Raw genomic sequence first — 25,852 nt, 5'->3', positions numbered from 1 at the left:
ACCTGCACACGGGCCCGTTCCACGTCGGAGAAGGGGACCCTGCGCGCGGTGGGCGTCTCATCAGGGAGACGCCCCGGACGGACGACCGCCGGGTGGGGGTGCCGGTCAGCCGGACTCCCGTGGGGGGTGAGTTTCCTGTGCCCTCGATCCCGCGCCCCATGCGCGCCCCGCACGTTTCTTCACTGCTTCCCCGCGCAACCCCTCCCTTCCCTTCCGCTCCCGCCTCCTTGCCCTTCCGCTCTCGCCCACGTGTCCTCTCCTCCGGCGCACGCCCCGTTGCCCCCGTCTCCCCCTCCCACCTCCCGCGGCGTTCCCGCTCGCCTGGCTGTGGGGCGGCCCACAGGGGCCCTGCCGTCCGGGGCGCCGGAGGCGCGATAGCCTGATCGCTGGATCTCTCTTGACGCCAAGAGATCGATCATCCTCACCCGGGATCGGTCACCGCGGCGGCGCCGGGCGCCCACCGGACGCGGGGATCCAGCACCCGGGGCAGGGACGCCCCACCGCCTGCTGTCATACGGAGAACGCCATGACCCGCACTCCCGTGAACGTCACCGTCACCGGCGCAGCCGGCCAGATCGGTTACGCCCTGCTCTTCCGCATCGCCTCCGGCCAGCTCCTCGGCGCGGACGTGCCGGTCAAGCTGCGGCTCCTGGAGATCACCCCGGCGCTGAAGGCCGCCGAGGGCACGGCGATGGAGCTGGACGACTGCGCGTTCCCGCTGCTGCGGGGCATCGACATCAGCGACGACCCGAACGTCGCCTTCGACGGCGCCAACGTGGCCCTCCTGGTGGGCGCCCGCCCCCGTACCAAGGGCATGGAGCGCGGCGACCTCCTGGAGGCCAACGGCGGCATCTTCAAGCCGCAGGGCAAGGCCATCAACGACCACGCCGCGGACGACGTCAAGGTGCTGGTCGTCGGCAACCCGGCGAACACCAACGCGCTGATCGCCCAGGCCGCCGCCCCGGACGTGCCGGCCGAGCGCTTCACCGCCATGACCCGCCTCGACCACAACCGCGCGCTGACCCAGCTCGCGCAGAAGACGGGCAGCTCGGTCGCCGACATCAAGCGCCTGACCATCTGGGGCAACCACTCCGCCACCCAGTACCCGGACGTCTTCCACGCCACGATCGCCGGCAAGAACGCCGCCGAGGTCGTCAGCGACGAGAAGTGGCTGGCCGAGGACTTCATCCCGACCGTCGCCAAGCGCGGCGCCGCCATCATCGAGGCCCGCGGCGCCTCGTCGGCCGCCTCCGCCGCCAACGCCGCCGTCGACCACGTCCACACCTGGGTCAACGGCACCGCCGAGGGCGACTGGACCTCCATGGGCATCCCGTCGGACGGCTCCTACGGCGTCCCGGAGGGCCTGATCTCCTCCTTCCCGGTCACCGCCAAGGACGGCCGGTACGAGATCGTCCAGGGCCTGGAGATCAACGAGTTCTCCCGCGCCCGCATCGACGCCTCCGTCAAGGAGCTGGAGGAGGAGCGCGAGGCGGTCCGCGGCCTCGGCCTCATCTGAGCCTGAGCGCCCCCGGGTTGCGCCTTCCGCGACCCGCCGCCCGCCAAGTCGGCTCGCCACGGGCCCCGTTCCGACGTCATCCGGGACGGGGCCCGCGGCCGTCCTCACCGCTGGCACCGCACAGCCTCCGAGGACCGATCGCCCGGCCCGGCGTCTCCGGTCCCGTCCCGTCTCGTCCTGTCCCGTCTCGTCCCGGCACGGGCGTACGGCTCCGGACCGTTCGGCGCTCGCGGACGCCCAGCTCAGCCCAGCCTGGGACGGGACGGGACGGCGGATGAGGGCGTCCGGCTCGGGTCGCTCAGCGGCTGCCGCCTGCGGGCGTCCGAGCCGAACCGGCCCGCCTCCCGCGGCCCGCCTCCCGTCCGCCGCCCGCAGGCGTCCCGCTCACGTCTGTTCGCTCGGGGCCTCGCCGAAGCGGGCGAGGGCCAGCGCGCCGGTCACCGCGATCGCGAAGCCCAGGACCGCGAGCCACGTCAGGCCCTCCCGCGTGCGGTCGCCCAGCCACACCACGCCCACCGCGGCGGGGCCGATCGTCTCGCCGATCACCATCCCGGCGGTGGCGGTCGTCACCGAGCCGCGCTGGAGCGCCGAGGTCAGCAGCAGGAAGGCGGCGCCGCCGCCGAGCAGCAGCGCGTACGCCGCCGGATTGGCGACCAGCGCAGCCGGGCGGAGCGAGTCGATCAGCCGCACCGTCACCTCCACCACGCCGAAGCCGAAGCCCGCGCCGAGACCGAGCAGCAGGGCCCGGCCGCGGTCGGGGAGGCGCCCGGCCACCGCGCCCAGGGCCAGCACGGCCGCGGCGGCGGCCAGCATCGCCCAGCGCAGCGCCGCCGGGCCGGCCCGGTCGCCCTCCGTGCCCGAGGCCAGGCCCAGCATCGCCAGGCCCGCGCAGACCACGCCCACCGCGCCCCACTCCGTGCCGCTCAGCCGCACCCGCAGCAGCCGGGCCGCGACCACCGCGGTCACCGCCAGGCTGGCCGCGAGGGCCGCGCCCACCACGTAGATGGGCAGCGAGCGCAGGGCCACGATCTGCAACACGAAGCCGAGCCCGTCCAGAGCCAGGCCCGCCAGGTACCGCCACTGCCGCAGCGCCCGAAGAAGCAGCGCCGCGTCGGCGCCCCCGCCGCCGGACCCGGCCGGATCCGCGGCGGCCCGCGCGGCGACCGCCTGGAGCACCGTCGCCGTACCGAAACACACCGCCGCGCCGAGCGCGCACACCATTCCCAAGAGCACGAGCCGACTCTAGGGCCTCTCGTTCAGATCATGCCGGGCTCGCTGATCCGGCCTGATCCGAACGAAAGCCCCCAGGGCCTGCCGCCTGACGGCGGGTCGCAGGCGTTCGCACGGCGATGCGGGGCAGGAAGTAGTTCCCGGCGGCCCGGCGAGGGGAGCGGAGCGCCCGCGACGGAACCCAGGGGGCCCGTGGCCCGGCATCGGCGCCGTCTCTAGGCTGGCCGTCGGACGTCCGCGACCGGCGCACGGCCGACGACGGAACCATCACGGGGAGAACGGGGAGACGGGCATGGCGGACACAGCGGACAGAGCGGACGCGGCAGGCGGGGCGGACGCGGCAGGCGAGACGGACGCGGCAGGCGAGACGGACGCGGCGGCCGTACGACGGCGGCTGAGGTCCGGCGCGGTGGTGCTCGGCGGCGTGGGACTGCTCGCCACGACGCTCGCGGCCTGCTCCTCCGACCCGGACAAGCGCTGCGTCGACCGCGACAGTTACACCCACTCCAAGGGGTACAAGGTCGTCGACGACAAGTACTGCAAGTCCTCCTCGTCCCCGGTGCACGGCACCTGGTACTACGGCGGCAGCCGGGGCAGCGGCTACATCGACGGCGGCTCCTTCACCAAGTCGGGCGGCAAGTCCGGCGGTTCGGGCCGCGGCGGCGTCGACCGCGGCGGCTTCGGCGGCGGCCACGGCAAGTCCGGCGGCTGACCCCGCGTGGAACGCCGCACCCTCGCGCCCCGCCCCGGCTGGCAGCAGACCGTCGAGTCACAGGGGCTGATCTACCCGCTCACCCGGTACCCGGACGGCGCCCTGCGCCCCTACTGGGACGAGAGCGCCTACTACGCCTTCACGCTCCCCGAGGTCGAGGCCCTGGAGGAGACCGTCGAGGAACTGCACCGCATGTGCCTGGCGGCGGCGGACCGCATCGTCGCCGCAGGCCGCTTCGCCGACCTCGGCATCACCGACGCCCGCCTCGCCCGCGCCGTCGCCGAGTCCTGGCGCCGCCGCGCCGAACTCCCCACCGTCTACGGCCGCTTCGACCTGCGCTACGACGGCACGGGCCCGGCGAAGCTGCTGGAGTACAACGCCGACACCCCCACCTCCCTCGTCGAGGCCGCCTCGCCGCAGTGGTTCTGGATGCAGGAGCGCTTCCCCGGCGCCGACCAGTGGAACTCCCTGCACGAACGCCTGGTCGACGCCTGGAAGCGGCAGGCCCATCTGCTCCCGCCGGGCGCCCCGCTGCACTTCGCGCACTCCGCCGACGACGAACTCGGCGAGGACCTGATGACGGTCGCCTACCTCAAGGAGACCGCCGAGCAGGCGGGCCTCGACACCGACTGGATCTCCATGGAGGAGATCGGCTGGGACCCGCTCTCCGGCCGGTTCGTCGACAACGGCCTGCACTTCATCCGCAGCGTCTTCAAGCTCTATCCGTGGGAGTGGCTGACCTCCGACCGCTTCGCCGGACACGTCCTGGACACCCTCGACAACGGCGGCGGCACCGGCGCCACCCTGTGGATCGAGCCCGCCTGGAAGATGCTGCTGAGCAACAAGGCGCTGCTCGCCGTCCTCTGGGAGATGTTCCCCGGCCACCCGAACCTGCTCCCCGCCCACCTGGACGGCCCGCGCGACCTGGCGGCGACCACCGGCTACGTCGCCAAGCCGCTGCTCGGCCGCGAGGGCGCCGGAGTGACCGTGCACGCGCCGGGCACGCCGCCGGTCCCGCGCGACGAGCCCTGCTGCTACCAGGCGCTCGCCCCGCTGCCCGCCTTCGACGGCAACCACGTCGTCCTCGGCGCCTGGGTCGTCGGGGACGAGCCCGCCGGCCTCGGCATCCGCGAGTCCTCCGGTCTGATCACCGACGAATACGCCCGCTTCCTGCCGCACGTGATCCTCTAGACCGGATCGATCAGGAGTCGAGAAGCGCGGTGCACGCCACCGACTCAAATCTGCCCGTCATGGTCGTGGGGGGGCGCGGGAGGAGTCCCGGGGGAAGCGGACGGTCCGGAAGAGGGGCGACTCGCCGGCGCCGGTGCCCCGTAGACGCAGGGCGTGGCTGATCAGGGCGTGGTGCAGCATGTAGAGGCGGTTCTCCCGGCGTCCGCCCTCGGAGAGCCGGTCGACGACCCCGGCGACGGGGGAGGCCGACGACGCCCGTCCGCCCGAACGACGACGCCCGAACTACGACGCCCGAACGACGACGCCCGAACGACGACGCCCGCCCGCCGGACGACGTCCGTCCCCGTCCCAGATCGCGCTCGCATGGCGGACGTTGCGGCGTGCGGGGACGGGGCGCCCGGTAGGCTGGGACTCGGGCCGTGACTGGCGCGCTGGGATGGGACCGACCATCGGGGAGCGGCCTGAGCGACAAGTGTGCCGTGCGCCTGGGCCGTCCCGTGCAGCCGAACGCCACGTCCGGAGGTCCCCGCCATGTCCGCGCCCCTCTCCCGCGAGTCCACCGCCTACCGCGCCGCCCTCGACGTGATCCGCGCCGTCGAGCCGCGGATCGCCGACGCCATCGGCCAGGAGATCGCCGACCAGCGCGAGATGCTCAAGCTGATCGCCTCCGAGAACTACGCCTCCCCGGCCACCCTGCTGGCCATGGGCAACTGGCTCAGCGACAAGTACGCCGAGGGCACCGTCGGCCGCCGCTTCTACGCCGGCTGCCGCAACGTCGACACCGTCGAGTCGCTGGCCGCCGAGCACGCGCGGGAGCTGTTCGGCGCCCGCCACGCCTACGTCCAGCCGCACTCCGGCATCGACGCCAACCTCGTCGCCTTCTGGGCCGTCCTCGCCCAGCGCGTCGAGCTGCCCGCGCTGGAGAAGGCCGGCGTCCGCCAGGTCAACGACCTCTCCGAGGAGGACTGGGCCGAGCTGCGCCGCGCCCTCGGCGACCAGCGCATGCTGGGCATGTCCCTGGACGCGGGCGGCCACCTCACCCACGGCTTCCGCCCGAACATCTCCGGCAAGATGTTCGACCAGCGCTCCTACGGCACCGACCCGGCCACCGGCCTGATCGACTACGACGCCCTGCGCGCCTCGGCCCGCGAGTTCAGGCCGCTGGTCATCGTCGCCGGCTACTCCGCCTACCCGCGCCTGGTGAACTTCCGGATCATGCGGGAGATCGCCGACGAGACCGGCGCCACGCTCATGGTCGACATGGCCCACTTCGCCGGGCTGGTCGCGGGCAAGGTGCTCACCGGCGACTTCGACCCGGTCCCGCACGCCCAGATCGTCACCACCACCACCCACAAGTCGCTGCGCGGCCCGCGCGGCGGCATGGTCCTGTGCGACGACTCGCTCAAGGACCAGGTCGACCGCGGCTGCCCGATGGTGCTCGGCGGCCCGCTCCCGCACGTCATGGCCGCCAAGGCGGTCGCCCTCGCGGAGGCCCGCCAGCCCGCCTTCCGGGACTACGCCCAGCGGATCGTCGACAACTCCCGCGCCCTGGCCGAGGGCCTGACGCGGCGCGGCGCCACGCTGGTGACCGGCGGCAGCGACAACCACCTCAACCTGATCGACGTCGCCTCCTCCTACGGGCTGACCGGCCGCCAGGCCGAGGCCGCGCTGCTGGACTCCGGCATCGTCACCAACCGCAACGCCATCCCCGCCGACCCCAACGGCGCCTGGTACACCTCCGGCATCCGCGTCGGCACCCCCGCGCTGACCACCCGCGGCCTCGGCGCCGCCGAGATGGACGAGGTCGCCGGCCTGATCGACCGGGTGCTGACGACGACCGAGCCCGGGACCACCGCCAAGGGCGCCCCCTCCAAGGCGCAGCACGTGCTCGACCCGAAGGTCGCGGACGAGGTCTCCCACCGGGCCACCGACCTCGTCGCGGGCTTCCCGCTGTACCCGGAGATCGACCTCGGCTGACGCCCCGGCGCCCGGCGGCCCGGCGCCCGCGCCCGCCGGGCCGCTGTCCTCGCGCCGCTGTCCTCGCGCCGCCGTCGCCGGGCCTCCGGCGCCGGGCGTCCTCCGCCGACCGCCCGGCGCCGGGCCGTCGCGTGTCGCCAGGCCGTCGCGTGGCGCCGGGCGCTCGCGGGGCGTGTCGCCCGGTGACAGCACGGGGGCGGATTCGGTCCGTTCTGTTTCCCGCCAGGTCCGGATCGGAGCGCCGGACCTGAGAGAATGATGAGCATGGCCACTGACCGACCTCGCGTGCTCTCCGGAATCCAGCCCACCGCGGGCTCGTTCCACCTCGGCAACTACCTCGGCGCGGTCCGCCAGTGGGCCGCCCTCCAGGAGACTCACGACGCGTTCTACATGGTCGTCGACCTGCACGCGATCACGGTCCCGCAGGACCCCGCGGACCTGCGGGCCAACACCCGGCTGGCCGCCGCCCAGCTTCTGGCCGCCGGTCTCGACCCGGACCGCTGCACGCTGTTCGTGCAGAGCCATGTTCCCGAGCACGCCCAGCTCGCCTGGGTCATGAACTGCCTCACCGGCTTCGGCGAGGCGTCCCGGATGACCCAGTTCAAGGACAAGTCCGCCAAGCAGGGCGCCGACCGGGCCTCCGTCGGCCTGTTCACCTACCCGGTCCTCCAAGTCGCGGACATCCTGCTCTACCAGGCCAACGAGGTGCCCGTCGGCGAGGACCAGCGCCAGCACATCGAGCTGACCCGCGACCTCGCGGAGCGCTTCAACGGCCGCTTCGGGGAGACCTTCACCGTGCCCCGGCCGTACATCCTCAAGGAGACGGCCAAGATCTACGACCTCCAGGACCCGACGATCAAGATGAGCAAGTCGGCCTCCACGCCGAAGGGCCTCATCAACCTCCTGGACGACCCGAAGGCCACCGCGAAGAAGGTCAGGAGCGCGGTCACCGACGCCGACACGGTCATCCGGTTCGACCCGGAGACCAAGCCGGGCGTCAGCAACCTCCTCACCATCTACTCCACCCTCACCGGCGCCGGCGTCGGCGAGCTGGAGGAGCGGTACGCGGGCCAGGGCTACGGCGCGCTCAAGACGGAGCTGGCCGAGGTCATGGTCGACTTCGTGACCCCGTTCCGGGAGAAGACCCAGCAGTACCTGGACGACCCGGAGACGCTGGACTCCGTCCTGGCCAAGGGCGCGGAGAAGGCGCGCGCGGTCGCCGCCGAGACCCTCTCCCAGGCGTATGACCGCGTGGGCTTCCTGCCCGCCAAGCACTGAGGGGCGCCGCGTCCGGCGCCCCGGCGACCGGGTGGAGCGCCGCACATCACTGGGGCCGTGCCTGCCCACGGCGTCGCCGTGGCCTTACAGTCGATAGCCGGACGGTCACGACGAATCGGTCGCGGCGTCCGCCGGTACGGCGAAGATCACCGGGACGACGACAGGAGAAGACGTGGGGACCGTAACGATCGGCGTGTCGATCGCGGTCCCGGAGCCCCACGGCAGCCTGCTCCAGGAGCGGCGCACGGGCTTCGGCGACGCCGCGGCTCACGGCATTCCCACGCACGTCACGCTGCTGCCGCCGACCGAGGTGGACGCCGACCGCCTGCCCGCCGTGGAGGCCCACCTCACCGACGTGGCCGCGGCCGGGCGCCCCTTCACGATGCGGCTGCACGGCACGGACACCTTCCGCCCGCTCTCCCCGGTGGTCTACCTCCGGGTCGTCGAGGGCGCCGAGGCGTGCGCCCGGCTCCAGCAGCGGGTCCGCGCCGACTCCGGGCCGCTCGCACGCGAACTCCTGTTCCCCTACCACCCGCATGTGACGGTGGCGCACGGCATCGACGACGCGGCGATGGACCGCGCCTTCGAGGAGCTGGCGGGCTACGCGGCCCAGTGGCCGTGCACCGGCTTCGCCCTGCACCGGCAGGGCGCCGACGGCGTGTGGCGCAAGCTGCGCGAGTTCCCCTTCGGCGGCAGCCCGGTGGTGCCCCCGCAGGCGGCCCCGGCCGACCACGGCTCGCTCCCCGCCCGCTGAACCCCGGGCGCCCGCCCCGCGTCCCCGGCGCCCCGTCGCGGTGACGGCGGTCCTCGGCGCCCCGTTTCGGCTACAGCGACAGCCGCCGGTACACCGCCCGCGGCAGGTGCCGCAGCGCCATCGCGACCCACCGCAGGACGCCGGGCGCCCACACGGTCTCCGCGCGCCGCCGCAGCCCCGACTCGACGGCCGCGGCGACCTGCTCCGGGGTGCGCGCGAAGGGCGGCGCCGGGCGTCCGGCCGTCGCGGCGGTGCGCACGAACCCCGGGCGCACGATCATGACGTGCACCCCCGTGCCGTACAGCGCGTCGCCCAGGCCCTGGGCGAAGACGTCCAGGCCGGCCTTGCTGGAGCCGTAGATGAAGTCCGTGCGCCGGGCCCGTTCGCCGGACACGGAGGAGAGCACCACCAGCGAGCCGCGCCCCTGGTTCTGGAGTTCCCGCGCGGCGACCAGCCCCGCCGAGACCGCACCGGTGTAGTTGGTCTGCGCGACCCGGACCGCGTTCAGCGGCTCCCGCTCGTCGTACGCCTGGTCGCCGAGGACGCCGAAGGACATCAGCGCCAGGTCGATGCGGCCCTCCGCGAACACCTTCCCCAGCACCGCCTCGTGGGAGGCGGGGTCGAGCGCGTCGAAGGCGACGGTGCGCACGTCCGGGCCCAGGGCGCGCAGACGCGCGGCGGCCTCCTCCAGCGCGGGCGAGGGCCGCCCGGCCAGCCATACCGTGCGGGCGCCGCGCGCGATCAGGCGGCGCGCGACGGCCAGCGCGATCCCGGACGTCCCGCCGAGCACGAGCAGCGACTCCGGCAGGCGGGGACGGCGCGGCGCCGCCAGGGCGGCCAGCGTCGGCAGGGCGGCCAGCGTCGGCAGGGGGAGGAGACGGGCGAGACCGGAGACATCCTTCACGGCAGACGACTGTATCGTCCGCTTATGTCCGCGACGTCGCAGAAACGCGGTGTTGACGACCGCGCCGAGCGGGCACAGTCGGGTCATGGACTGGCTGAAGAACCTGCCCGTCGTCGGCCCGTGGCTGGCGCGCCTGATGCTCACGCACGCCTGGAGGTCCTACGAGCGGTTGGACCGGGTGAAGTGGACGCGACTGGCCGCCGCCATGACGTTCGTCAGCTTCGTCGCGCTGTTCCCGCTGCTGACGGTGGCCGCCGCGATCGGCGCCGCCACGCTCAGCACGCAGCAGCAGCACTCTCTGGAGAACAAGATCACCGAGCAGTTCCCGGGCCTCGGCGACCAGCTCGACATCACGACCCTGGCGCAGAACGCGGGCACGGTCGGCGTCATCGCGGGCGCCGCCCTGCTGCTGACCGGTGCCAACTGGGTCGGGCAGATGCGGGACTGCCTGCGCGCGGTGTGGGAGCTGCCGGACCGGGACGAGAACCCCCTCGTGAGCAGGCTCAGGGACGGCGGCGTCCTGGTCGGGCTCGGCGGCGCGGTGGTGATCACCCTCGCGGTCTCCGGGATCGCCTCGGCGGCGATCGGCTGGTCGTCGCGGCAGATCGGCCTGGACGAGCACGGCTGGGGGAGTGTGCTGCTGCGGGTGATCGCGTTCGTGGTCGCCGTCGCCGCCGACTTCCTGGTGCTGGCGTACGTGCTGACCCTGCTGCCCGGCGTCGAACCGGCGCGCCGGCGGCTGGTGGTCGCGGCGCTGCTCGGCGCGGTCGGCTTCGAACTGCTGAAGCTGCTGCTCAGCGGCTACATCCAGGGTGTGGCCGCGAAAAGCACGTACGGCACGTTCGGGGTGCCCGTCGCCCTGCTGCTGTGGATCAACTTCACCTCCAAGCTGCTCCTCTACTGCGCCTCCTGGACGGCGACGGGAAGCAAGCCGACCGCCGCCGACGGGGGCGGCGAGGGCGCCGAGGACGCTGAGAAGGGTGAGGTCGCCGAGGCCGGTGGGCCTGGTGAGGCCACCGAGGCTGGCGAGAACACCGAGACCGGTGAGGTCACCGAGGCCGCCGAGCACGCCGAGACCGGCAAGGCCCCCGAGGCCAGTGAGGCTGGCGAGAACACCGAGAACACCCGCGACGGCCGGGACCGCGAAGGCCGCGACAGCTCCGGCGGGCCGGTCGGGCGGCTCAGGAACGGGGACGGCGGCGCATCAGATCCGGCAGCGGCCAGCGCCGGTTGACCAGGAAGGCGCCGCCCGCGAGCAGCGCCGCCGCCCCGGCGGCTATGCCCAGGGCGGTCCACATCCCGCTGTGGCCGCCGCCCGCGGAGGCGCGGGCGGCGGCGGCCCCCGAGGAGGACCCGCCCGCCTGCTCGCCGCCCGCCTGGCCCGCCGAAGGGGTCGCGCCGGGCCGCCCGTCCGCGGACGCGGCGCCGCGCGGCGCCGCCAGTTCGCCCACCGGCCGGACCTTGCCCACCGCCTGGAAGCCCCAGTCGAGGAGCCGGGCGGCCTCCCGGTAGACCTCGTTGTGCTCCTTCTTCTGCGGGTTCATCACCGTCACGAGCAGCACATGACCGCCGCGTTCGGCGACGCCGGTGTAAGTGGCGCCCGCGTTGGTGGTGTTGCCGTTCTTCACGCCCGCTATGCCCGGGTAGACGGCCATGTCGTAGTCGCCGCTCAGCAGCCGGTCGGTGTTCTGTATCTCGAAGGACGTCCGGGTGGTCTTCCCGCCCTTCCCGCCCTTCTTCGTCTCGCCGGGGAACTCGGCCCGCACGGTCGAGCAGTACTCGCGGAAGTCCTTCTTCTGGAGCCCGGACCGGGCGAACAGGGTGAGGTCGTAGGCCGAGGAGACCTGGAGGGGGGCGTCGTAGCCGTCCGGGGTGACCACGTGCGTGTCCAGCGCCTGGAGGTCCTGGGCGTGGGCGTTCATGTCCGCCACGGTCCGCGGGACGCCGCCGTTCATGGCGGACAGCACGTGCACGGCGTCGTTGCCGGAGCGCAGGAAGACGCCCAGCCAGAGGTCGTGGACGCTGTAGCTCTCGTTCTCCTTGACGCCGACCAGGCTGGATCCGGCGCCCATGCCGGCCAGGTCGGCCGGGAGCACCTTGTGCTGCTCGGTCCGCGGGAACTTCGGCAGCAGCGTGTCGGCGAACAGCATCTTCAGGGTGCTGGCCGGGGGCAGCCGCCAGTGCGCGTCGTGCGAGGCCAGCACCTGCCCGGACTCGGCGTCGGAGACGATCCACGAGCGCGCGGTGAGGTCCTTGGGCAGCACGGGCGCCCCGCCCGCCAGGTCGACCTGTGTGCCCGCCCGGCCCAGGCGGGCGCCGCCCACCGTGGACATCCCCGCCGGGGGAGCGGCCGGCGGGCTCGTCGCCGGAGCGGGCGCCGCCAGCGCGGCGGGCCCGGTCACGGCGACGGACAGCACGGCGGCGGAGGCGGCCAGCAGCGACTGCCCGGCGCGTCCCGCGCGCCCGGCGCCCGCCGGGCGCCCACCCCGGGCACGGAGCGGGACGCCCGGCGGCGATACTGGGGAGATGAAGCTCAGTCGCCCCCTCTCCTGGTTCCTGCTCGTCTTCGGGGTGTGGAGCTGGATCATCTGGATCACTTTCGTCAAGAACCTCGTCAAGAACGGCAGCGGTCTCGCGTTCCACCACGGTGACCCCACCGCTTACTTCTGGGTGCATCTGGCGCTGGCCGTCGTCTCCCTCGTATGGGGGACGGCCATCGGGGTCGTGGGGTTGCGCGGGCTGCGCGCACTGCGCCGCACGTCATAGCGGCGCCCGGCCGAGGCGGCGCGAGGGCGACGCAAGCGCGGCGCAAAATCAGACAAAGCGGAACGTCCGCCGCCGCACCGGACGTTGGCTGAGAAGTCCCTGTGAAACGAACGGGAAACACTTCTTCATAACGTCTTCCCCTCCCCTTCAAAACCCTCTTCCCCTGGCTGAAAGTCGTGTGATTAGGTGACCGCGCCACTCAGGGTGTGGCATGTGCACAGCGGCCCATGAGGGCCTGGGGAGGGCATGACCGATGCGATCGGTTCGCATGCGGATTCTGCTGGCGCTTCTGGTGCTGGCCGTCGTGGGCGTGGGTGGCTGGCAACTGCTGCCGTCGCAGGGCGACAAGGACAAGACGATCATCGTGGGCACGACGGACGCCGTCACGTCGCTCGATCCGGCCGGCGCCTACGACGCCGGCTCCTGGGCGCTGTACAGCAACCTGTTCCAGTCGCTGCTGACCTTCGAGCCGGACGGGGCCGCTCCGGTGCCCGACGCGGCGAAGAGCTGCGCCTTCGTCGGGGGCGGACTGCGCACCTACCGCTGCGAGCTGCGGCCGGGCCTGAAGTTCCCGAGCGGCCGGGCGATGACCGCCGAGGACGTGAAGTACTCCTTCGACCGGGTCAAGAGGATCAAGGCCGCCGTGGGCCCGGCGCCGCTGCTGTCCACGCTCGGCTCGGTGGACTCCGACGGCATGACCGTCACCTTCCACCTGTCCACGCCGGACGCCACGTTCCCGTTCAAGGTGGCCACCGGGGCCGGCGTCATCGTCGACCACACCCGCTACCCGCTGGACGCGCTGCGCGGCGGCGACGAGGCCGACGGCACCGGGCCGTACCGCATGACCGCCTACACCAAGAACCAGAGCGCCGCGCTGGCGCCCAACACCGCCTACCAGGGCGCCATCAGCGGCGCCGGGCGCCCGATCGAGCTGCGCTACTACACCGACGGCAAGGCGCTGGACAAGGCGTGGCAGACCAAGCAGGTCGAGGTCGCCACCCGCACGCTGACCCCGAAGGTGCTCGCCGGGCTCAACCCGAGCGACCCCGACCAGCGCGTCTCGGAGTCCGACAGCTCCGAGACCCGCAACCTGTACTTCAACACCCGGTCCTCCTCGCCGCTGCACGACGTCCGGGTCCGCCGCGCGGTGGCCTGGCTGGTCAACCGCGAGCAACTGGCGGACACGGTGTACGACGGAACCGTGGACGCCCTGTACTCGCTGGTCCCGGCGGGCATCACCGGCCACACCACCGCGTTCTTCGACGCCTACCCGGCGCCGAGCGTGCGGAAGGCGCGGGAGCTGCTGACCGAGGCCGGGGTCTCCCTTCCCCTGCACTTCACCTACGGCTACGGCAAGGGGCGCGGCGCGGCCGCCGAGGAGGCCGTGGAGCTCAAGCGGGAGCTGGAGGCGAGCGGCCTGTTCAAGGTCGACCTCGCGGGCTACGAGTGGACCGACTTCCAGAAGCGCTGGGCCACGGGGAAGCTCGACGCCTACGCGGTCGGCTGGGTCGCGGACTACCCGGACCCCGACACCTTCGCCGGTCCGCTCGTCGGCACCGGCAGCAGCCTGAACACCGGTTACAGCAGCAAGGGCGTCGACCGGATGATCACCGACAGCCAGCGCTTCGCCGACCGCGGCCAGGCGACCTCGGACTTCCGCACCATCCAGCAGACCGTGGCCGAGGACGTCCCGCTGATCCCGCTGTGGCAGCAGAAGGAGTACGTCGTCACCACCGAGGACGTGGGCGGCGGCCAGTACCTGTCCGACGGCACGGGCGTGTTCCGCCTGTGGAAGCTGGGCTGGATCTGACGCGGGCGCCGGGAGGCGCCGGGGAGGGGGCCGGCGGCCCGCGGCCCGCCGGTCAGGAGCGGCGGCCCAGCTCCGGGCGCTTGGCGTAGTCGGTGAGGCCGACGACGTTGCCCCAGGGGTCGGCGATCTCGACGGTCCAGCCGGTCGCCCCGGCGAACGGCTCGTCGAGCAGCGCGATTCCGGCCGCCGCCAGCTCCCGGGCCGCCGCCCGTGCGTCCGGGACCTCCAGCCACAGCCGCGGGGAGGGCCACAGCGGCGGACGGGGCCCGAACGCCTCCTCGGCGCGCAGCAGGACCCCCGGTGTCTCGCCTCCGACCTTCAGCAGCGCGATCCCGGCCTCGTCCAGCCGGAAGGCGACCGCGAACCCGGCGCGGGAGTAGAACTCCACGGCCTCGCCGAGATCGCCCACGGGCAGCAGCACGTTGTCGAACCCGAGCAGCTCGTACGACTCGTCATCTGACATGCGATCAGGTTAGGGACGCTCCCGGACCCGCCCCTCGCCACCGGACCGTGAGGTCACCCGCCCGGCCGAGGAACGCCGAAGGCCCCGCTCCGTGACGGAGCGGGGCCTTTGACGTGCCGCCGGGGGACGCGCCCCGCGGTGCTGGCCGCTCAGAAGCGGCGTGTGATCAGCGCGCGCTTGACCTCCGCGATGGCCTTCGTCACCTCGATGCCGCGCGGGCAGGCGTCGGTGCAGTTGAAGGTGGTGCGGCAGCGCCAGACGCCGTCCTTGTCGTTCAGGATCTCCAGCCGCTGCTCGCCCGCCTCGTCACGGCTGTCGAAGATGAAGCGGTGCGCGTTGACGATCGCCGCCGGGCCGAAGTACTGCCCGTCGTTCCAGAACACCGGGCAGGAGGAGGTGCAGGCCGCGCACAGGATGCACTTCGTCGTGTCGTCGAAGCGCGCGCGGTCCTCCGCCGACTGAAGCCGCTCACGCGTCGGCTCGTTGGTGTCCTTCGTGATCAGGAAGGGCATCACGTCCCGGTACGCCTGGAAGAACGGGTCCATGTCGACGACCAGGTCCTTCAGGACCGTCAGGCCCTTGATGGGCTCGACCGTGATCGGCTTCTCGGGGTTGATGTCCTTGATCAGCGTCTTGCAGGCCAGCCGGTTCTTGCCGTTGATCCGCATGGCGTCCGAGCCGCAGATGCCGTGCGCGCAGGAACGGCGGAACGTCAGCGTGCCGTCCACGTCCCACTTGATCTTGTGCAGGCCGTCGAGGACGCGTTCCTTGGGGTCGATCTCCAGTGGGAAGTCTTCCCACGTCGACTCCGCCGAGACCTCGGGGTTGAAGCGGCGGATCCGGAAGGTGACCGTGATGTAGGGGGAGTCGGCGAATCCCGGCTCGGGCTGCCCGGCCGCTTCCGCCTTGTCCAGAACAGGAGTTGCCATCAGTACTTACGCTCCATCGGCTGGTAGCGGGTCTGCACGACCGGCTTGTAGTCGAGACGGATGGATTCGGCCCCGTCGGCGCCGACCTCGCGGTACGCCATGGTGTGGCGCATGAAGTTGACGTCGTCGCGGCTGGGGTAGTCCTCGCGGTAGTGACCGCCGCGGGACTCCTTGCGGGCCAGGGCGGAGACCGCCATGACCTCGGCCAGGTCCAGCAGGTTGCCCAGCTCGACAGCCTCCAGGAGGTCGGTGTTGAACCGCTTGCCCTTGTCCTGGACCGCCACGTTCCTGTAGCGCTCGCGCAGCTCGGCGATCTTCTCGACCGCCGTCTTGATCGTCTGCTCGGTGCGGAACACCATGACGTTGGCGTCCATGGTCTCCTGCAGCTCGCGGCGCAGCTCGGCCACCCGCTCGGCGCCGGCGGAGTCGCGCAGCCGCTCGAGCTGCGCGACGACGAGGGACGCCGGGTCCTCGGGAAGCTCGACGAACTCCGCGCCCTGCGCGTACTCGGCGGCGGCGATGCCCGCGCGGCGCCCGAAGACGTTGATGTCGAGCAGCGAGTTGGTGCCCAGGCGGTTGGCGCCGTGCACGGACACGCAGGCGACCTCGCCGGCCGCGTACAGGCCCGGGACGACGGTGGTGTTGTCCGCCAGGACCTCGCCCGCGACGTTGGTCGGGATGCCGCCCATCGCGTAGTGCGCGGTCGGCTGGATCGGGATCGGGTCGGTGTACGGCTCGATGCCCAGGTAGGTCCGCGCGAACTCGGTGATGTCCGGCAGCTTGGCGTCGAGCTGCTCCGGCGGCAGGTGGGTCAGGTCGAGGAAGACGTGGTCGCCCTCGGGACCGCAGCCGCGGCCCTCGCGGATCTCCGTGTAGATGGAGCGGGACACCACGTCACGGGACGCGAGGTCCTTCATGACGGGAGCGTACTTCTCCATGAAGCGCTCGCCGTCCTTGTTGCGCAGGATGCCGCCCTCGCCGCGGGCGCCCTCGGTGAGCAGGATGCCCATGCGCCAGATGCCGGTCGGGTGGAACTGGAAGAACTCCATGTCCTCCAGCGGCAGCCCGCGCCGGTACACCGCCGCCTGCCCGTCGCCGGTCAGGGTGTGCGCGTTCGACGTCACCTTGAAGAACTTGCCGGTGCCGCCGGAGGCGTAGATCACGGACTTCGCCTGGAAGACGTGGATCTCGCCGGTGGCCAGCTCGTAGGCGACGACGCCGGCGGACCTCTTGACGCCGTCGACCTCGGTGAGGAGCTGGTCCAGGACGTAGAACTCGTTGAAGAACTCCACGCCCTCCTTGACGCAGTTCTGGTACAGCGTCTGGAGGATCATGTGGCCGGTGCGGTCGGCCGCGTAGCAGGAGCGGCGGACCGGGGCCTCGCCGTGGTTGCGCGAGTGCCCGCCGAAGCGGCGCTGGTCGATGGTGCCGTCCGGGGTGCGGTTGAACGGCAGGCCCATCTTCTCCAGGTCGAGGACGGAGTCGATGGCCTCCTTCGCCAGGATCTCGGCGGCGTCCTGGTCGACCAGGTAGTCGCCGCCCTTGATCGTGTCGAAGGTGTGCCACTCCCAGTTGTCCTCTTCCACGTTGGCCAGCGCGGCGGCCATGCCGCCCTGCGCGGCGCCCGTGTGGGAGCGGGTGGGGTAGAGCTTGGTCAGGACCGCCGTGCGGCTGCGCTTGGTCGCCTCGATGGCGGCGCGCATGCCGGCGCCGCCGGCGCCGACGATGACGGTGTCGTACTTGTGGATCTTCATCAGTGTGTACCTCGGTCCCGTGGCCTAGCGGATGTTCGGGTCGAAGGTGAAGATCACCAGCGTGCCCAGCAGGATCGTCCACACCGTGGCGGTGTAGAGCAGCGCCTTCAGCCACAGGCGCGTGTTCACGCGCTCCGCGTAGTCGTTGATGACCGTGCGCAGGCCGTTGCAGCCGTGCAGCATCGCCAGCCACAGCATCAGCAGGTCCCAGACCTGCCACCAGGGGGAGGCCCAGCGGCCCGCGACGAACGCGAAGCCGACCTTGGAGACGCCGCCGTCCAGCACGAGCTGGATCAGCAGGTGGCCGATGACGAGGACGACCAGGACGACGCCGGACAGCCGCATGAAGAGCCAGCCGTACAGCTCGAAGTTGCCCCGGGTGGACTTGGGGGACTTCTTGGTGCGCTGCCGGGGGGCCTCGATGAACGGCGCCGGGTTGTCGACGCCGTAGGCGGAGCCCTCGACGGGGCCGACGCCGGAAGCGGGGGTTTCGGTGGTGGACATGCGCGTCAGCTCCCGAACAGGACTCGAACGGCGTGGCCGAGGACGGGGTAGACGGCCCCGATCATCAGCACGACCCAGATGCCGGCGACGGTCCAGAGCATCTGCTTCTGGTAGCGGGCGCCCTTGGCCCAGAAGTCGACGGCGATGACGCGGAGACCGTTGAGCGCGTGGAAGAGGACAGCGGCGACGAGGCCGTACTCCAGGCACGCGACGATCGGGGTCTTGTACGTGGCCACGACCTTGTCGTAGGCCTCGGGAGACACGCGGACGAGCGCGGTGTCCAGCACGTGAACGAACAGGAAGAAGAAAATGAGGACGCCGGTGACTCGGTGAGCCACCCAGGACCACATTCCTTCCCGGCCGCGGTACAGCGTTCCAGCCGGCACGGAAGAACCCTCCGGGAGCGGGGACTAGGGCCGCGCCGGCTTCACTGTCGGTCGGGCCCGGCCGGGTACGGTCCACCGGCCCCCAGCATCGTACCGAGGCGCCGCCGCGCTGGTTACAGGGGGGCTGCCCGTGTGATTCAACTAGCACTCAACGGTGCACGGACGGGTGAGCCCGCGTCGCCGAGCAGACGCCGCAGGCGCGCTCGGGCGAGCCGCCGCAGCTCCTCCGCCGCGACCGTCCGCTCCTCCTCCGGATCGTTCGCCAATCGTGACCGGATCGCCGCCAGGAGGCGGTCGACCGCCTCGTCGGGGGAGACGTCCTCCAGGCAGAGGGCGAACGCGTGTCCGAATCGGGCCTCGTAGGCGGCGTAGGCGGCGTCCAGCGCCGTGGAGGCCGCCGCGTAGGCGTCCTCGGGCAGCACCGGCGGCGGCTCCGTCTCCAGGGCCTCCGTCAGCTCGCCCGGCCCCAGGTCGTACGCCGCCTCGTCGGCCGCTGCCAGCAGCGCGGCCAGGTCGGGGTAGGGGCGGTGGGCGGCGACCCGGTGGGCCCAGCGCGGGCCGCGCAGGCAGGTCAGGAGGATGCGGCGGGCCGCCTCGGGCGGGGCGGCGTTGAAGTGCTCCAGGCTCTGCTCGGGCAGCGTGGGTCCTCGGCGGTGGGACGCGGCGGCGCCCGTCGTGGACGGCCCGTGCGCGTCGGCGGCGGATGCGGTGAGGGGTGTGACAGTGACGTTAGCGGCTGTGGTCATGACGTGTCGGCGGGACTCCCGCCTTTCACCCGTACGGCGGAGTTTTGGATCAGGGTGTGGACATTCTGCGGACGCGCGCTCAGCCCGTTGGCCGTAGGTTGGCCTGTGTGAGTCAGCACAGGCGGCGCCGGTCCACGGCGCGCAAGCCGCGGCATCTTCGGTACGCGCTGGCCGGCGGGGCGTTCGCCGTGACGGCCGGGCTCGGCGCCGGACTGGGCGTGTGGGCGTCCAGCGGCGGATCCCCGTCGGGGGCGGCGCGGCCCGCCTCGGGCGCGTCCGCCTCCGCGCAGGCGAGCGACGTCAGCCCCAGCCCCAGCCCGACCCGCTCCTATCCGATGTCCCGGGCCCCGCAGACCATCCCCGCCGTGCGGTCGCACACCGCGGCCCGCGGCCCCGGCTGGCGCCCCGCGCACGGCGAGCGGGTGGTGGTGAGCGACGCGTCGCTGGCCGACGAGGGGCGGCTGATCGCCGGCGAGCTGGGCCTGGCGTACGCGGGCCAGAGGAACGACACGCGCGACGGGGACCTGCGCCTGGCGCTGGGCGGCGCCAAGGGCGGCGGCCCGGAGTCGTACCGCATGACCGTGAGCGGCGGGCGGGTCGCCATCAGCGGACCGGCCGACGCGGGCGTCTTCTACGGCACCCGCACCCTGAAACAGGAGGTGCACGGCGGCGCCGCCGCACCCGAGGGCGTGGTCGACGACGCGCCGGCCAAGCCGCGGCGCGGCTTCTCGCTGGACATCGCGCGCAAGCCCTTCTCCGCCGGCTGGATCGAGGACCGCGTCAAGGAACTGGGCGACCTGAAGTACAACGAGCTGGGCCTCCACTTCTCCGACGACCAGTCCTTCCGCATCCAGTCCGACACCCACCCCGAGATCGTCTCCAAGGACCACCTCAGCAAGGCGCAGGTCAAGCAGATCGTCGACCTTGCGGCCAGCCGCCACATCAGCGTCGTCCCCGAGATCGACTCGCCCGGCCACCTCGGCGCGGTGCTCGACGCCCACCCCGACCTCCAGCTCCGCAACGTGCGGGGCGCGCCGGTCCAGGGCGCGATCGACATCTCCAAGCCCGGGTCCGCCGCGATCGTCGACGACCTGCTCAACGAGTTCGCGGGCGTCTTCCCCGGCGCGTACTGGCACCTGGGCGGCGACGAGTACCAGGCGCTGGCCGTGCGCGACCCGCAGGCGTCCTTCCCGCAGCTCGCCGCCGCCGCGCGCCGGGCGTACGGTCCCGGCGGCACCGTCGCCGACCTCACCACCGGCTGGCTCAACGGCCGCGCCGCCGTCGTCACCCGCCACGACCGCACCCCGCGCGCCTGGAACGACGGCTTCTACCGGGACGCCTCGGTACGGCCCGCGCCGAACATCGAGGTCGCCTACTGGACCGGCAAGGAGATCGGCGCCCGCCCGCCGGAGGACTACCTGGCCGCCGGCCGCAAGGTGATCAACTACAACGACGAGCTGCTGTACTACGTCCTCGGCCAGCCGCAGACCTTCGTCTATCCCACCGGCCGGCGGATCTACCAGCAGTGGACCCCGCGCGTGCTGCGCGGCACCCAGGCCGTGCCCGCCCGCTACGACTCCCAGATCCTCGGCGGCAGCTTCGCCGTCTGGTGCGACCACGCCGACGCGCAGACCCAGGACCAGGTGGCCGCGGGCATCCGCATGCCGCTGCGGGCGACCGTCCAGAAGCTGTGGGACCCGGGCACGCCGACGATGTCCTGGACCGACTTCCAGGCGCTGGCGGGCCGGCTGGGCTGACCCGGAGCGGGTGGCCGGATCTTTTTCTCCGCCCGATCTTCCGCCGCGCTCTCGACCGGCCGTTCGAGGCCGTGTGACACTACCGCCCAGCCGCGCGCTGTACGAGGTGAGCGCGGCCTCCGGGTGAGGTCGTGCGCCCTGGCGAGGAGGCGTGGATGAGTCTGGTGGAACTGATCGCACAGGCCGACGAGCGGGGGCTGGCCGTCAGCGGGCTGGCTTGTTTGGATCGGTGCCTTCCGCTGCTCGGCGGCGACGAGGAGGCGCTGCGCCCGCTGTGGGGCGCCGTGGCGCAGGGCGCGGGCGACGACTGGGGCGAGCGGCTGGGGGAGGTCCGCGGCGGCCTGGAGGCCGCCGGCGAGCCGGCCCCGGCCGAGGACGAGGCCGCGCTGCTCGCGCACGGCATGCTCGCCGCCGCACCGCACGCGCCGACCGCCGCCGCGGTGCGCCGGTGGGCCGAGGACTGCTCGGTCGCCTCGCTGCGCGTCCACCGGATCCTCGACCCGGCCGATGACGCCGCCCCGCTCGACGCCCGGCGCGAGGGCCGCACCGAGGGCATGTCACCGCTGGTCGCCGCCGAGCTGCGCCGCCAGATCGCCGTGCTGGAGCTGCTGTCCGGGCACGGCCCGGCCGGGCTGCGCCAGGCGCTGGTGGTCTCCCTCGAGGGGCGCAGGGTGCTGCGCGCGGTGGTCTCCCGCCGGGCACGCGGACGGGTGTGACGGGACGGCTGGGCGAGCGGGCTGGCGAGGCGAGCGGCGAGCGGGCTCGTTGAGGCGAGCGAGGCTGTCTTGCTCGCGGGCGGGATGGCGTGCGGGTGGGGCGGTCCGGCCCGTGGTCGGTACCGGAGCCGGGGCGTGCGCGCCCGGGGCCGTAGGGCTCGACGCGCGGACCCGGCGCAGTGCTCCCGAAGCTGCCGCCCTTCGCCCCGGGCCTAGCCGTCTACGAATCCGAGCGCGCTGTCCGGCCGGCAGAACGGGCACGCGGTCACACCCTCGGCGAGCGCGTACAGCGCTGCGGCCCGGTCGATTGGCCGGGACCGTTCCCCCGCCAGGGGGCAGTCCCCGCAGTGCCTGGAGAGGGGCGGGGTTCTCGGATCAGCCCGTGCTCGATCAGCCAGTCCGGCGGGGGTGGCTGGGCGGCGAGCCCGCGTCGCCGTTCGGCCTGCCGACGCTCCTCATCCGCGATCCAGCGCCGGATGCGAGCGAGATCTGTTCCTGGACGCGGGCGAGGAAGTAAAGCTGGCCGAGCTTGGATGGGGCTGGAATCGTTCACGTGTTCGATGTCGCCCACGCCGGTCAGCGGCGACGCTGATGCGCGTGGTGGGCGGTGGGGTCGGCCGGAGCGACGACCTGCCGGTCGGAGATGACCGAGGAGGGGCCGATCGCGGTATGGGAGTGGATGCGGCAGTCACGGCCGACGGCGGCGCCTGGGCCGAGGGTGATGCGGCTGCCGGTCTGCACCCGGTCGCCGATCAGTGCCCCGAAGCGGGGAGTGCGACAGCGGTACAGGCCGTCGGGCAGGCGGAGGAAGGCGTCGCGGTCGGGTCGGGTCATCTGGTCGGTCATGTGGATCGCCGCGGCGACGACGTCTGCGGAGAGGTGGGCGCCGTCGCCGACGAGAGTGCGGTTGAGGCCGATCCTGTGCCCCAGCACGGTGTCTGAGCCGAGGTAGCAGTTGGTGACCTCGCAGTTGAAGCCGACGCTGACGCCGGGACCCAGGTAGGTGCGGCCGCGGACCGTGGTGAACTCCCAGACACGGACGCCGGCCCCGACGATGACGTCCTCGCCGAGGATCGCGGTGGGGTGGATGCGGGCCGTCGGATGGACGCGGCGTTCGAGGCGGTTGAGGGCCTGCGCATGCAGGTCGTCCCGGTCCGTGAGCCATTGCGCCAGGTCGAAGTCGCCGAGGCGGCCGTAGGGGGTGTCGGCGAGGTCGGGGTCGGCAGGGGTGCTGAGATGGCTGCTCAGGAGCAGGCGGGCGTCGGTGTCGGTCACGGCGGGTTCCTGTTCTGCGAGCCCTCGGCACGGACGGCGCCCGTTAGGCTGCGTAGGTCGGATGGTTGATCGGAGTTCACCTGTGAGTCGCCCACGCCTGGGGATCGCGATCCTGACCATGGGCAACCGGCCTGCCGAGCTGCGGGCGCTGCTGGATTCGGTGGCGCGGCAGACGATGCCCGCCGCGCGTGTGGTGGTCGTCGGCAACGGGAGCCCGCCGCCGGAGCTGCCGGAGGGTGTGGACGGGGTCGAGCTGGCGGAGAACCTCGGGGTGTCCGGGGGCCGGAACGTCGCGATCGAGCACCTGAGGTCCTGCGGGGGCGTGGACGTCGTCGTCGACCTGGACGACGACGGGCTGCTGGTGGACACGCGCGTCTTCGAGGAGCTGACCGCGCTGTATGCGGCCGACGAGCGGCTGGGGGTCGTGTCGTTCCGGATCGCCGACGAACGCGGCCGCACCCAGCGCCGCCACGTGCCCCGGCTGCGGGCGAAGGACCCGCTGCGCGGCGGTGAGGTGACCACCTTCCTCGGCGGCGGCCACGCGCTGTCCATGCGGATGCTGGACGAAATCGGCGGCTGGCCGGACCAGTTCTTCTTCACCCACGAGGAGACCGACCTCGCATGGCGGGCGCTGGACGCCGGATGGCGAGTCGTGTACGAGCCGTCCCTGCTGCTCCAGCATCCGTGGACCTCTCCGGCGCGGCACGCGGTCTACTACCGGATGACGGCGCGCAATCGGGTGTGGCTGGCCAAGCGGCGCCTGCCGGCCGCGCTGGTGCCCCTGTACCTGGGGGTGTGGGCGGTGCTGACGCTGGTGAGGGCGCGGTCCTGGGGCGGTCTTCGGGCGTGGGCTGCGGGCTTCGCCGAGGGGGTGCGCTGCTCGGGCGGCCCGCGCCGGCCGATGCGGTGGGCGACCGTCGCGCGGATGACGCGCCTGGGCCGCCCACCGCTGGTCTAGCGTGCCGAGGCGCTGTACGCGGCCTCCTGGCGCAGCGGCCGGCGTCTTCTTGAGCCAGCGGACGTACTGCGCGACGCCCTGCTCCAGGCCGATGGCGAAGCTCCCTCTAAGCCCTGCGGCCGCGGAAGGCCTCCCGTGCCGCTGCGCTGGTCGGTCATGAGCGACTGCCCCTCTCTGCTGGACGCGCTGCCCGACACCGCGGCGGGCCGGAGTCGTCGACGCCCTCCAAGCCGACGAAGCCCCCGGACCCCACCCCGCACCCTCTGACCGAGCGTCACTCTGACTACAGAGAAGTACTTGTCACTTCGCGGCAACTTCGGGAGGACAGGGCCGACCCGGCCGTGCGCGCTTGCGGGCGGGCTTGTGTGCGCGTCCTGCGGACGGGATGCGGGGGAGGTGCGCCGGTCGTGCGCCGGTTGCGGGAAACGGCCGGATCGGCGTGACGAAACCCGCGCCCGCCGCGCTCCTCCTTATATGACAGTGCAGGAAGTGACGACTTCGGCGACCGCGCAGACCCCGCACCGGAACCGGCCGCAGGCCGCCGTGGCGCCCGTGCGATGGGCGGCCGACTCCGTCGCGGCGATGCGCGAGGGCGCCCGGCTGCGGCTGGACTACTCGGCGCGCAGCCTGTGGCGCGTGGACCGGGTGATCGAGGAGATACGGCGGGAGGACACCCCGTACCCCGCCATGGAGAGCGTGCTGCGCGGCTTCGGCGCGTACGCGGGCGAGGTGATCGTCCGCGCAGGCGGCGCCGAGTGGTGGGCGACCGGCGGCGAGCGCTGGATCCGCACCCGCGACGGGCTGCTGTGGGATCCGATCGAAGAGGCCCGTCGCTGCTTCGGCGGCCACGGCTCGCTGCGGCTGCTGTGCCGGGACGCGATCCAGGGGAGGCGGGCCGGGCGGTGACGCGGCCGGGGCCGGGGGCCGGGGGCCCGGGGCCCGAGGACCCGCGGCGTTACCGGGAAGCGCTCCCCTCGTCCACGCCCCGGCGAACCGCTCCCCTCGTCCACGCCCCGGCGAACCGCGCCCCGGACTCCACCTCCAGACCGAGCCTCGGACCCCGCCCCGGAGCCCCCGGACGCCCTGCCCGGTCACCGTTGGTGACGGCGTCGACACGTCGGGAGGCCCGGGGCAGACGCTGGAGCGCGGATGGCGCGACACTCCAGCGAGGAGCCGGAAACAGGCATTACCGGCATTGGGCTCATCTCACGTGGTGGACGTCAGGATCTGCCCGGGATCGAGGCGGCCCGCACATGGGCGGCGGCCACGACGTCGTGGATCCACGGCTCGTCGGGGTGCGTCGCGGCGGCCTCCGCCAGGCGGCCCCACAGGGACGACTGCGTCCAGGCGAGGAACCGGCGGTGCGCCGTGGCCGACGACACCGCGCACCACGGCGGTAACTGCCGCCAGGAACATCCCGAGGTCAGCACGTAGACCACCGCGGTGAAGGTCCGCCGTTCGTCCAGCGGCGCCGTGCCGCCGCCTTGGCGCCGGCCGGTGAACGCCGGGAGCAGCGGTTCGACCACGTTCCACATCCCGTCCGGCACCAGCCGTCGGGCCAGCTCGCATTTCATCATTCCCCCCACACCGCGCCCGGCTTCCCCATTCCGTGCGCTCGGTCTATTAGGCGACCGGCGGAACCACGTGAGACATGGATTCACGTGGGGCCGGGCCGAAACCTCGTTCGATGCGCCGACTATGAACCGCCCGGCGACCGTTGTCCACCTATCCCGGCGGCATGACTGAACGTTTAATTCCCCTTGGCGGCGGGAGTGCGAAGCCCCTCCCGAAGAGGCCGTGTTCGGCTCGTACAGGCCGTTGACATGCCTGAGCGGAGCGTGCAAATCTGTCGCTCGTCCAATCGGGGGGCGCATCGGGGAACGAATCCCGATGCCCGTGAGAGTGCTTTTCAAAAGAGTTCCAAAAGAAGATGTGCAGACGGTCGGCCATCCTCTGTCACGGTCATTCATTCAGCGCGTGAGCGAATTCTCCGGGTGGAACCGCCCTGTGTTCCTGCGGGCGTTCCTTTTCACTTTCTCCACAAGCACCCGAGAAATCGGGTACGCCGTCCGGGCTCCCGGCGGCGCGGTGCACCACTTCGCAGAGAGTGAGATCCCCATGAAGAAGATCGCCGTGCGCAAGGCCGGGACCGTCCGTCTGACCTCCGCCGCCGCGTCCGCGTACTGCTGCGGTACGAACTAACGCCTGCTCAAGGCGGGTGCGCGC

The 25,852-nt window shown here is 72.7% G+C and carries 25 protein-coding genes, 1 pseudogene and 1 riboswitch; of the genes and pseudogenes, 14 read left to right on the top strand and 12 right to left on the bottom strand.

Translation table 11 applies throughout. The features are described 5' to 3' along the window. Positions 1–526 precede the first annotated feature (526 nt). Positions 527–1,516, top strand: a complete 990-nt coding sequence (locus tag ABZ861_RS02640; RefSeq protein WP_361622375.1) for a malate dehydrogenase — start codon at positions 527–529, stop codon at positions 1,514–1,516. A gap of 384 nt (positions 1,517–1,900) precedes the next feature. On the opposite strand, the gene ABZ861_RS02635 is transcribed toward ABZ861_RS02640, so the two are convergent. Further along, entirely contained in the window at positions 1,901–2,737 is an 837-nt protein-coding gene (locus ABZ861_RS02635; protein ID WP_361622482.1) for a hypothetical protein, read from the bottom strand. Between the two features lie 301 nt (positions 2,738–3,038). Between ABZ861_RS02635 and ABZ861_RS02630 the strand changes: the two genes are divergently transcribed. From ABZ861_RS02630 to ABZ861_RS02610, 5 genes are all read left to right on the top strand, one after another. Continuing rightward, positions 3,039–3,458 carry a hypothetical protein gene (locus ABZ861_RS02630; RefSeq protein ID WP_361622372.1) on the top strand — a complete coding sequence of 140 codons (420 nt, stop codon included), beginning with the start codon at positions 3,039–3,041 and terminating at the stop codon, positions 3,456–3,458. Between the two features lie 6 nt (positions 3,459–3,464). Next, positions 3,465–4,649: a glutathionylspermidine synthase family protein gene (locus ABZ861_RS02625; protein WP_361622369.1), complete on the top strand. Its 1,185-nt coding sequence runs from the start codon at positions 3,465–3,467 to the stop codon at positions 4,647–4,649. A gap of 409 nt (positions 4,650–5,058) precedes the next feature. Beyond that, a riboswitch (ZMP/ZTP riboswitch) is annotated at positions 5,059–5,147 on the top strand. 33 nt (positions 5,148–5,180) lie between these two features. Next, entirely contained in the window at positions 5,181–6,626 is a 1,446-nt protein-coding gene (locus tag ABZ861_RS02620; protein WP_361622366.1) for a glycine hydroxymethyltransferase, read from the top strand. Between the two features lie 264 nt (positions 6,627–6,890). Beyond that, positions 6,891–7,904: a tryptophan--tRNA ligase gene (gene trpS / locus ABZ861_RS02615; protein WP_361622363.1), complete on the top strand. Its 1,014-nt coding sequence runs from the start codon at positions 6,891–6,893 to the stop codon at positions 7,902–7,904. Positions 7,905–8,076: 172 nt separating this feature from the next. Beyond that, positions 8,077–8,658, top strand: a complete 582-nt coding sequence (locus tag ABZ861_RS02610) for a 2'-5' RNA ligase family protein (protein ID WP_361622360.1) — start codon at positions 8,077–8,079, stop codon at positions 8,656–8,658. Between the two features lie 70 nt (positions 8,659–8,728). Here the strand turns inward: ABZ861_RS02610 and ABZ861_RS02605 are convergent, their stop codons facing one another. Further along, complete coding sequence (locus tag ABZ861_RS02605; protein ID WP_361622479.1) at positions 8,729–9,499, bottom strand: SDR family NAD(P)-dependent oxidoreductase; 771 nt, start codon at positions 9,497–9,499, stop codon at positions 8,729–8,731. Between the two features lie 148 nt (positions 9,500–9,647). Here ABZ861_RS02605 and ABZ861_RS02600 point away from each other — a divergent pair. Next, positions 9,648–10,490: pseudogene (locus ABZ861_RS02600) on the top strand (YihY/virulence factor BrkB family protein); the annotation flags it as partial. A 253-nt stretch (positions 10,491–10,743) separates the two neighbouring features. Here the strand turns inward: ABZ861_RS02600 and ABZ861_RS02595 are convergent. Further along, a complete protein-coding gene (locus tag ABZ861_RS02595) occupies positions 10,744–11,964 on the bottom strand; it encodes a D-alanyl-D-alanine carboxypeptidase (protein WP_361622357.1) in 1,221 nt (406 codons plus the stop codon). Between the two features lie 124 nt (positions 11,965–12,088). On the opposite strand from ABZ861_RS02595, the gene ABZ861_RS02590 reads away from it, so the two are divergent. After that, complete coding sequence (locus ABZ861_RS02590) at positions 12,089–12,328, top strand: hypothetical protein (protein ID WP_361622354.1); 240 nt, start codon at positions 12,089–12,091, stop codon at positions 12,326–12,328. Between the two features lie 268 nt (positions 12,329–12,596). Next, the gene (locus ABZ861_RS02585; protein WP_361622351.1) at positions 12,597–14,138 is read left to right on the top strand and encodes an ABC transporter substrate-binding protein; all 1,542 of its coding nucleotides are present in this window, start codon (positions 12,597–12,599) and stop codon (positions 14,136–14,138) included. Positions 14,139–14,190: 52 nt separating this feature from the next. Here ABZ861_RS02585 and ABZ861_RS02580 read toward each other — a convergent pair whose 3' ends face one another. The 6 genes from ABZ861_RS02580 to ABZ861_RS02555 form a co-directional block, all read right to left on the bottom strand. Continuing rightward, entirely contained in the window at positions 14,191–14,601 is a 411-nt protein-coding gene (locus ABZ861_RS02580) for a VOC family protein (RefSeq protein ID WP_361622348.1), read from the bottom strand. A gap of 149 nt (positions 14,602–14,750) precedes the next feature. Beyond that, entirely contained in the window at positions 14,751–15,530 is a 780-nt protein-coding gene (locus tag ABZ861_RS02575; protein WP_361622345.1) for a succinate dehydrogenase iron-sulfur subunit, read from the bottom strand. Next, positions 15,530–17,284: a succinate dehydrogenase flavoprotein subunit gene (sdhA, locus tag ABZ861_RS02570; RefSeq protein ID WP_361622342.1), complete on the bottom strand. Its 1,755-nt coding sequence runs from the start codon at positions 17,282–17,284 to the stop codon at positions 15,530–15,532. The genes ABZ861_RS02575 and sdhA overlap by 1 nt, the downstream gene beginning before the upstream one ends. A 24-nt stretch (positions 17,285–17,308) precedes the next feature. Further along, complete coding sequence (locus ABZ861_RS02565) at positions 17,309–17,788, bottom strand: succinate dehydrogenase hydrophobic membrane anchor subunit (protein ID WP_361622339.1); 480 nt, start codon at positions 17,786–17,788, stop codon at positions 17,309–17,311. A gap of 5 nt (positions 17,789–17,793) precedes the next feature. Further along, on the bottom strand, positions 17,794–18,174 hold the full coding sequence (sdhC, locus tag ABZ861_RS02560) for a succinate dehydrogenase, cytochrome b556 subunit (protein WP_361622336.1): 381 nt from the start codon (positions 18,172–18,174) through the stop codon (positions 17,794–17,796). A gap of 137 nt (positions 18,175–18,311) precedes the next feature. Then, positions 18,312–18,920 carry a 2-oxo-4-hydroxy-4-carboxy-5-ureidoimidazoline decarboxylase gene (locus ABZ861_RS02555; protein ID WP_361622333.1) on the bottom strand — a complete coding sequence of 203 codons (609 nt, stop codon included), beginning with the start codon at positions 18,918–18,920 and terminating at the stop codon, positions 18,312–18,314. 167 nt (positions 18,921–19,087) lie between these two features. Between ABZ861_RS02555 and ABZ861_RS02550 the strand changes: the two genes are divergently transcribed. Together ABZ861_RS02550 and ABZ861_RS02545 are read left to right on the top strand one after the other, a co-directional pair. Beyond that, positions 19,088–20,677 (top strand): glycoside hydrolase family 20 protein, encoded by a 1,590-nt coding sequence (locus tag ABZ861_RS02550; protein WP_361622476.1) that lies wholly within the window; start codon positions 19,088–19,090, stop codon positions 20,675–20,677. A gap of 155 nt (positions 20,678–20,832) precedes the next feature. Further along, positions 20,833–21,393, top strand: coding sequence for a hypothetical protein (locus ABZ861_RS02545; RefSeq protein WP_361622330.1), 561 nt, complete (start codon positions 20,833–20,835; stop codon positions 21,391–21,393). A 212-nt stretch (positions 21,394–21,605) separates the two neighbouring features. Here the strand turns inward: ABZ861_RS02545 and ABZ861_RS02540 are convergent, their stop codons facing one another. After that, complete coding sequence (locus ABZ861_RS02540) at positions 21,606–21,725, bottom strand: DUF6233 domain-containing protein (protein WP_361622473.1); 120 nt, start codon at positions 21,723–21,725, stop codon at positions 21,606–21,608. A 244-nt stretch (positions 21,726–21,969) separates the two neighbouring features. Next, a complete protein-coding gene (locus ABZ861_RS02535) occupies positions 21,970–22,668 on the bottom strand; it encodes a transferase (protein WP_361622328.1) in 699 nt (232 codons plus the stop codon). Positions 22,669–22,750: 82 nt separating this feature from the next. Here ABZ861_RS02535 and ABZ861_RS02530 point away from each other — a divergent pair, with 82 nt between their 5' ends. Together ABZ861_RS02530 and ABZ861_RS02525 are read left to right on the top strand one after the other, a co-directional pair. Then, positions 22,751–23,626: a glycosyltransferase gene (locus tag ABZ861_RS02530; RefSeq protein WP_361622326.1), complete on the top strand. Its 876-nt coding sequence runs from the start codon at positions 22,751–22,753 to the stop codon at positions 23,624–23,626. A 582-nt stretch (positions 23,627–24,208) separates the two neighbouring features. Then, positions 24,209–24,532, top strand: a complete 324-nt coding sequence (locus ABZ861_RS02525; protein WP_361622470.1) for a hypothetical protein — start codon at positions 24,209–24,211, stop codon at positions 24,530–24,532. Between the two features lie 314 nt (positions 24,533–24,846). Here ABZ861_RS02525 and ABZ861_RS02520 read toward each other — a convergent pair whose 3' ends face one another. Beyond that, entirely contained in the window at positions 24,847–25,203 is a 357-nt protein-coding gene (locus tag ABZ861_RS02520; protein ID WP_361622324.1) for a transposase, read from the bottom strand. Positions 25,204–25,603: 400 nt separating this feature from the next. Here ABZ861_RS02520 and ABZ861_RS02515 point away from each other — a divergent pair, with 400 nt between their 5' ends. Next, positions 25,604–25,828 (top strand): hypothetical protein, encoded by a 225-nt coding sequence (locus tag ABZ861_RS02515; protein WP_361622321.1) that lies wholly within the window; start codon positions 25,604–25,606, stop codon positions 25,826–25,828. Positions 25,829–25,852: the final 24 nt, after the last annotated feature.

The organism is Streptomyces sp. NPDC046985 (assembly GCF_040644415.1).
GTDB lineage: Bacteria > Actinomycetota > Actinomycetes > Streptomycetales > Streptomycetaceae > Streptomyces.
Note: the sequence above shows the minus strand (reverse complement) of the source record. Positions and strands in the feature narration are given on the sequence as shown.

What these genes read in the sequence shown, in the direction of transcription:
- ABZ861_RS02640 (WP_361622375.1), top strand. Translation starts at nt 527, where the DNA reads ATGACCCGCACTCCCGTGAACGTCACCGTCACCGGCGCAGCCGGCCAG.
- ABZ861_RS02635 (WP_361622482.1), bottom strand. Translation starts at nt 2,737, where the DNA reads ATGGTGTGCGCGCTCGGCGCGGCGGTGTGTTTCGGTACGGCGACGGTG.
- ABZ861_RS02630 (WP_361622372.1), top strand. Translation starts at nt 3,039, where the DNA reads ATGGCGGACACAGCGGACAGAGCGGACGCGGCAGGCGGGGCGGACGCG.
- ABZ861_RS02620 (WP_361622366.1), top strand. Translation starts at nt 5,181, where the DNA reads ATGTCCGCGCCCCTCTCCCGCGAGTCCACCGCCTACCGCGCCGCCCTC.
- trpS (WP_361622363.1), top strand. Translation starts at nt 6,891, where the DNA reads ATGGCCACTGACCGACCTCGCGTGCTCTCCGGAATCCAGCCCACCGCG.
- ABZ861_RS02590 (WP_361622354.1), top strand. Translation starts at nt 12,089, where the DNA reads ATGAAGCTCAGTCGCCCCCTCTCCTGGTTCCTGCTCGTCTTCGGGGTG.
- ABZ861_RS02585 (WP_361622351.1), top strand. Translation starts at nt 12,597, where the DNA reads ATGCGGATTCTGCTGGCGCTTCTGGTGCTGGCCGTCGTGGGCGTGGGT.
- ABZ861_RS02580 (WP_361622348.1), bottom strand. Translation starts at nt 14,601, where the DNA reads ATGTCAGATGACGAGTCGTACGAGCTGCTCGGGTTCGACAACGTGCTG.
- ABZ861_RS02575 (WP_361622345.1), bottom strand. Translation starts at nt 15,530, where the DNA reads ATGGCAACTCCTGTTCTGGACAAGGCGGAAGCGGCCGGGCAGCCCGAG.
- sdhA (WP_361622342.1), bottom strand. Translation starts at nt 17,284, where the DNA reads ATGAAGATCCACAAGTACGACACCGTCATCGTCGGCGCCGGCGGCGCC.
- ABZ861_RS02565 (WP_361622339.1), bottom strand. Translation starts at nt 17,788, where the DNA reads ATGTCCACCACCGAAACCCCCGCTTCCGGCGTCGGCCCCGTCGAGGGC.
- ABZ861_RS02555 (WP_361622333.1), bottom strand. Translation starts at nt 18,920, where the DNA reads ATGACCACAGCCGCTAACGTCACTGTCACACCCCTCACCGCATCCGCC.
- ABZ861_RS02545 (WP_361622330.1), top strand. Translation starts at nt 20,833, where the DNA reads ATGAGTCTGGTGGAACTGATCGCACAGGCCGACGAGCGGGGGCTGGCC.
- ABZ861_RS02525 (WP_361622470.1), top strand. Translation starts at nt 24,209, where the DNA reads ATGCGCGAGGGCGCCCGGCTGCGGCTGGACTACTCGGCGCGCAGCCTG.
- ABZ861_RS02520 (WP_361622324.1), bottom strand. Translation starts at nt 25,203, where the DNA reads ATGATGAAATGCGAGCTGGCCCGACGGCTGGTGCCGGACGGGATGTGG.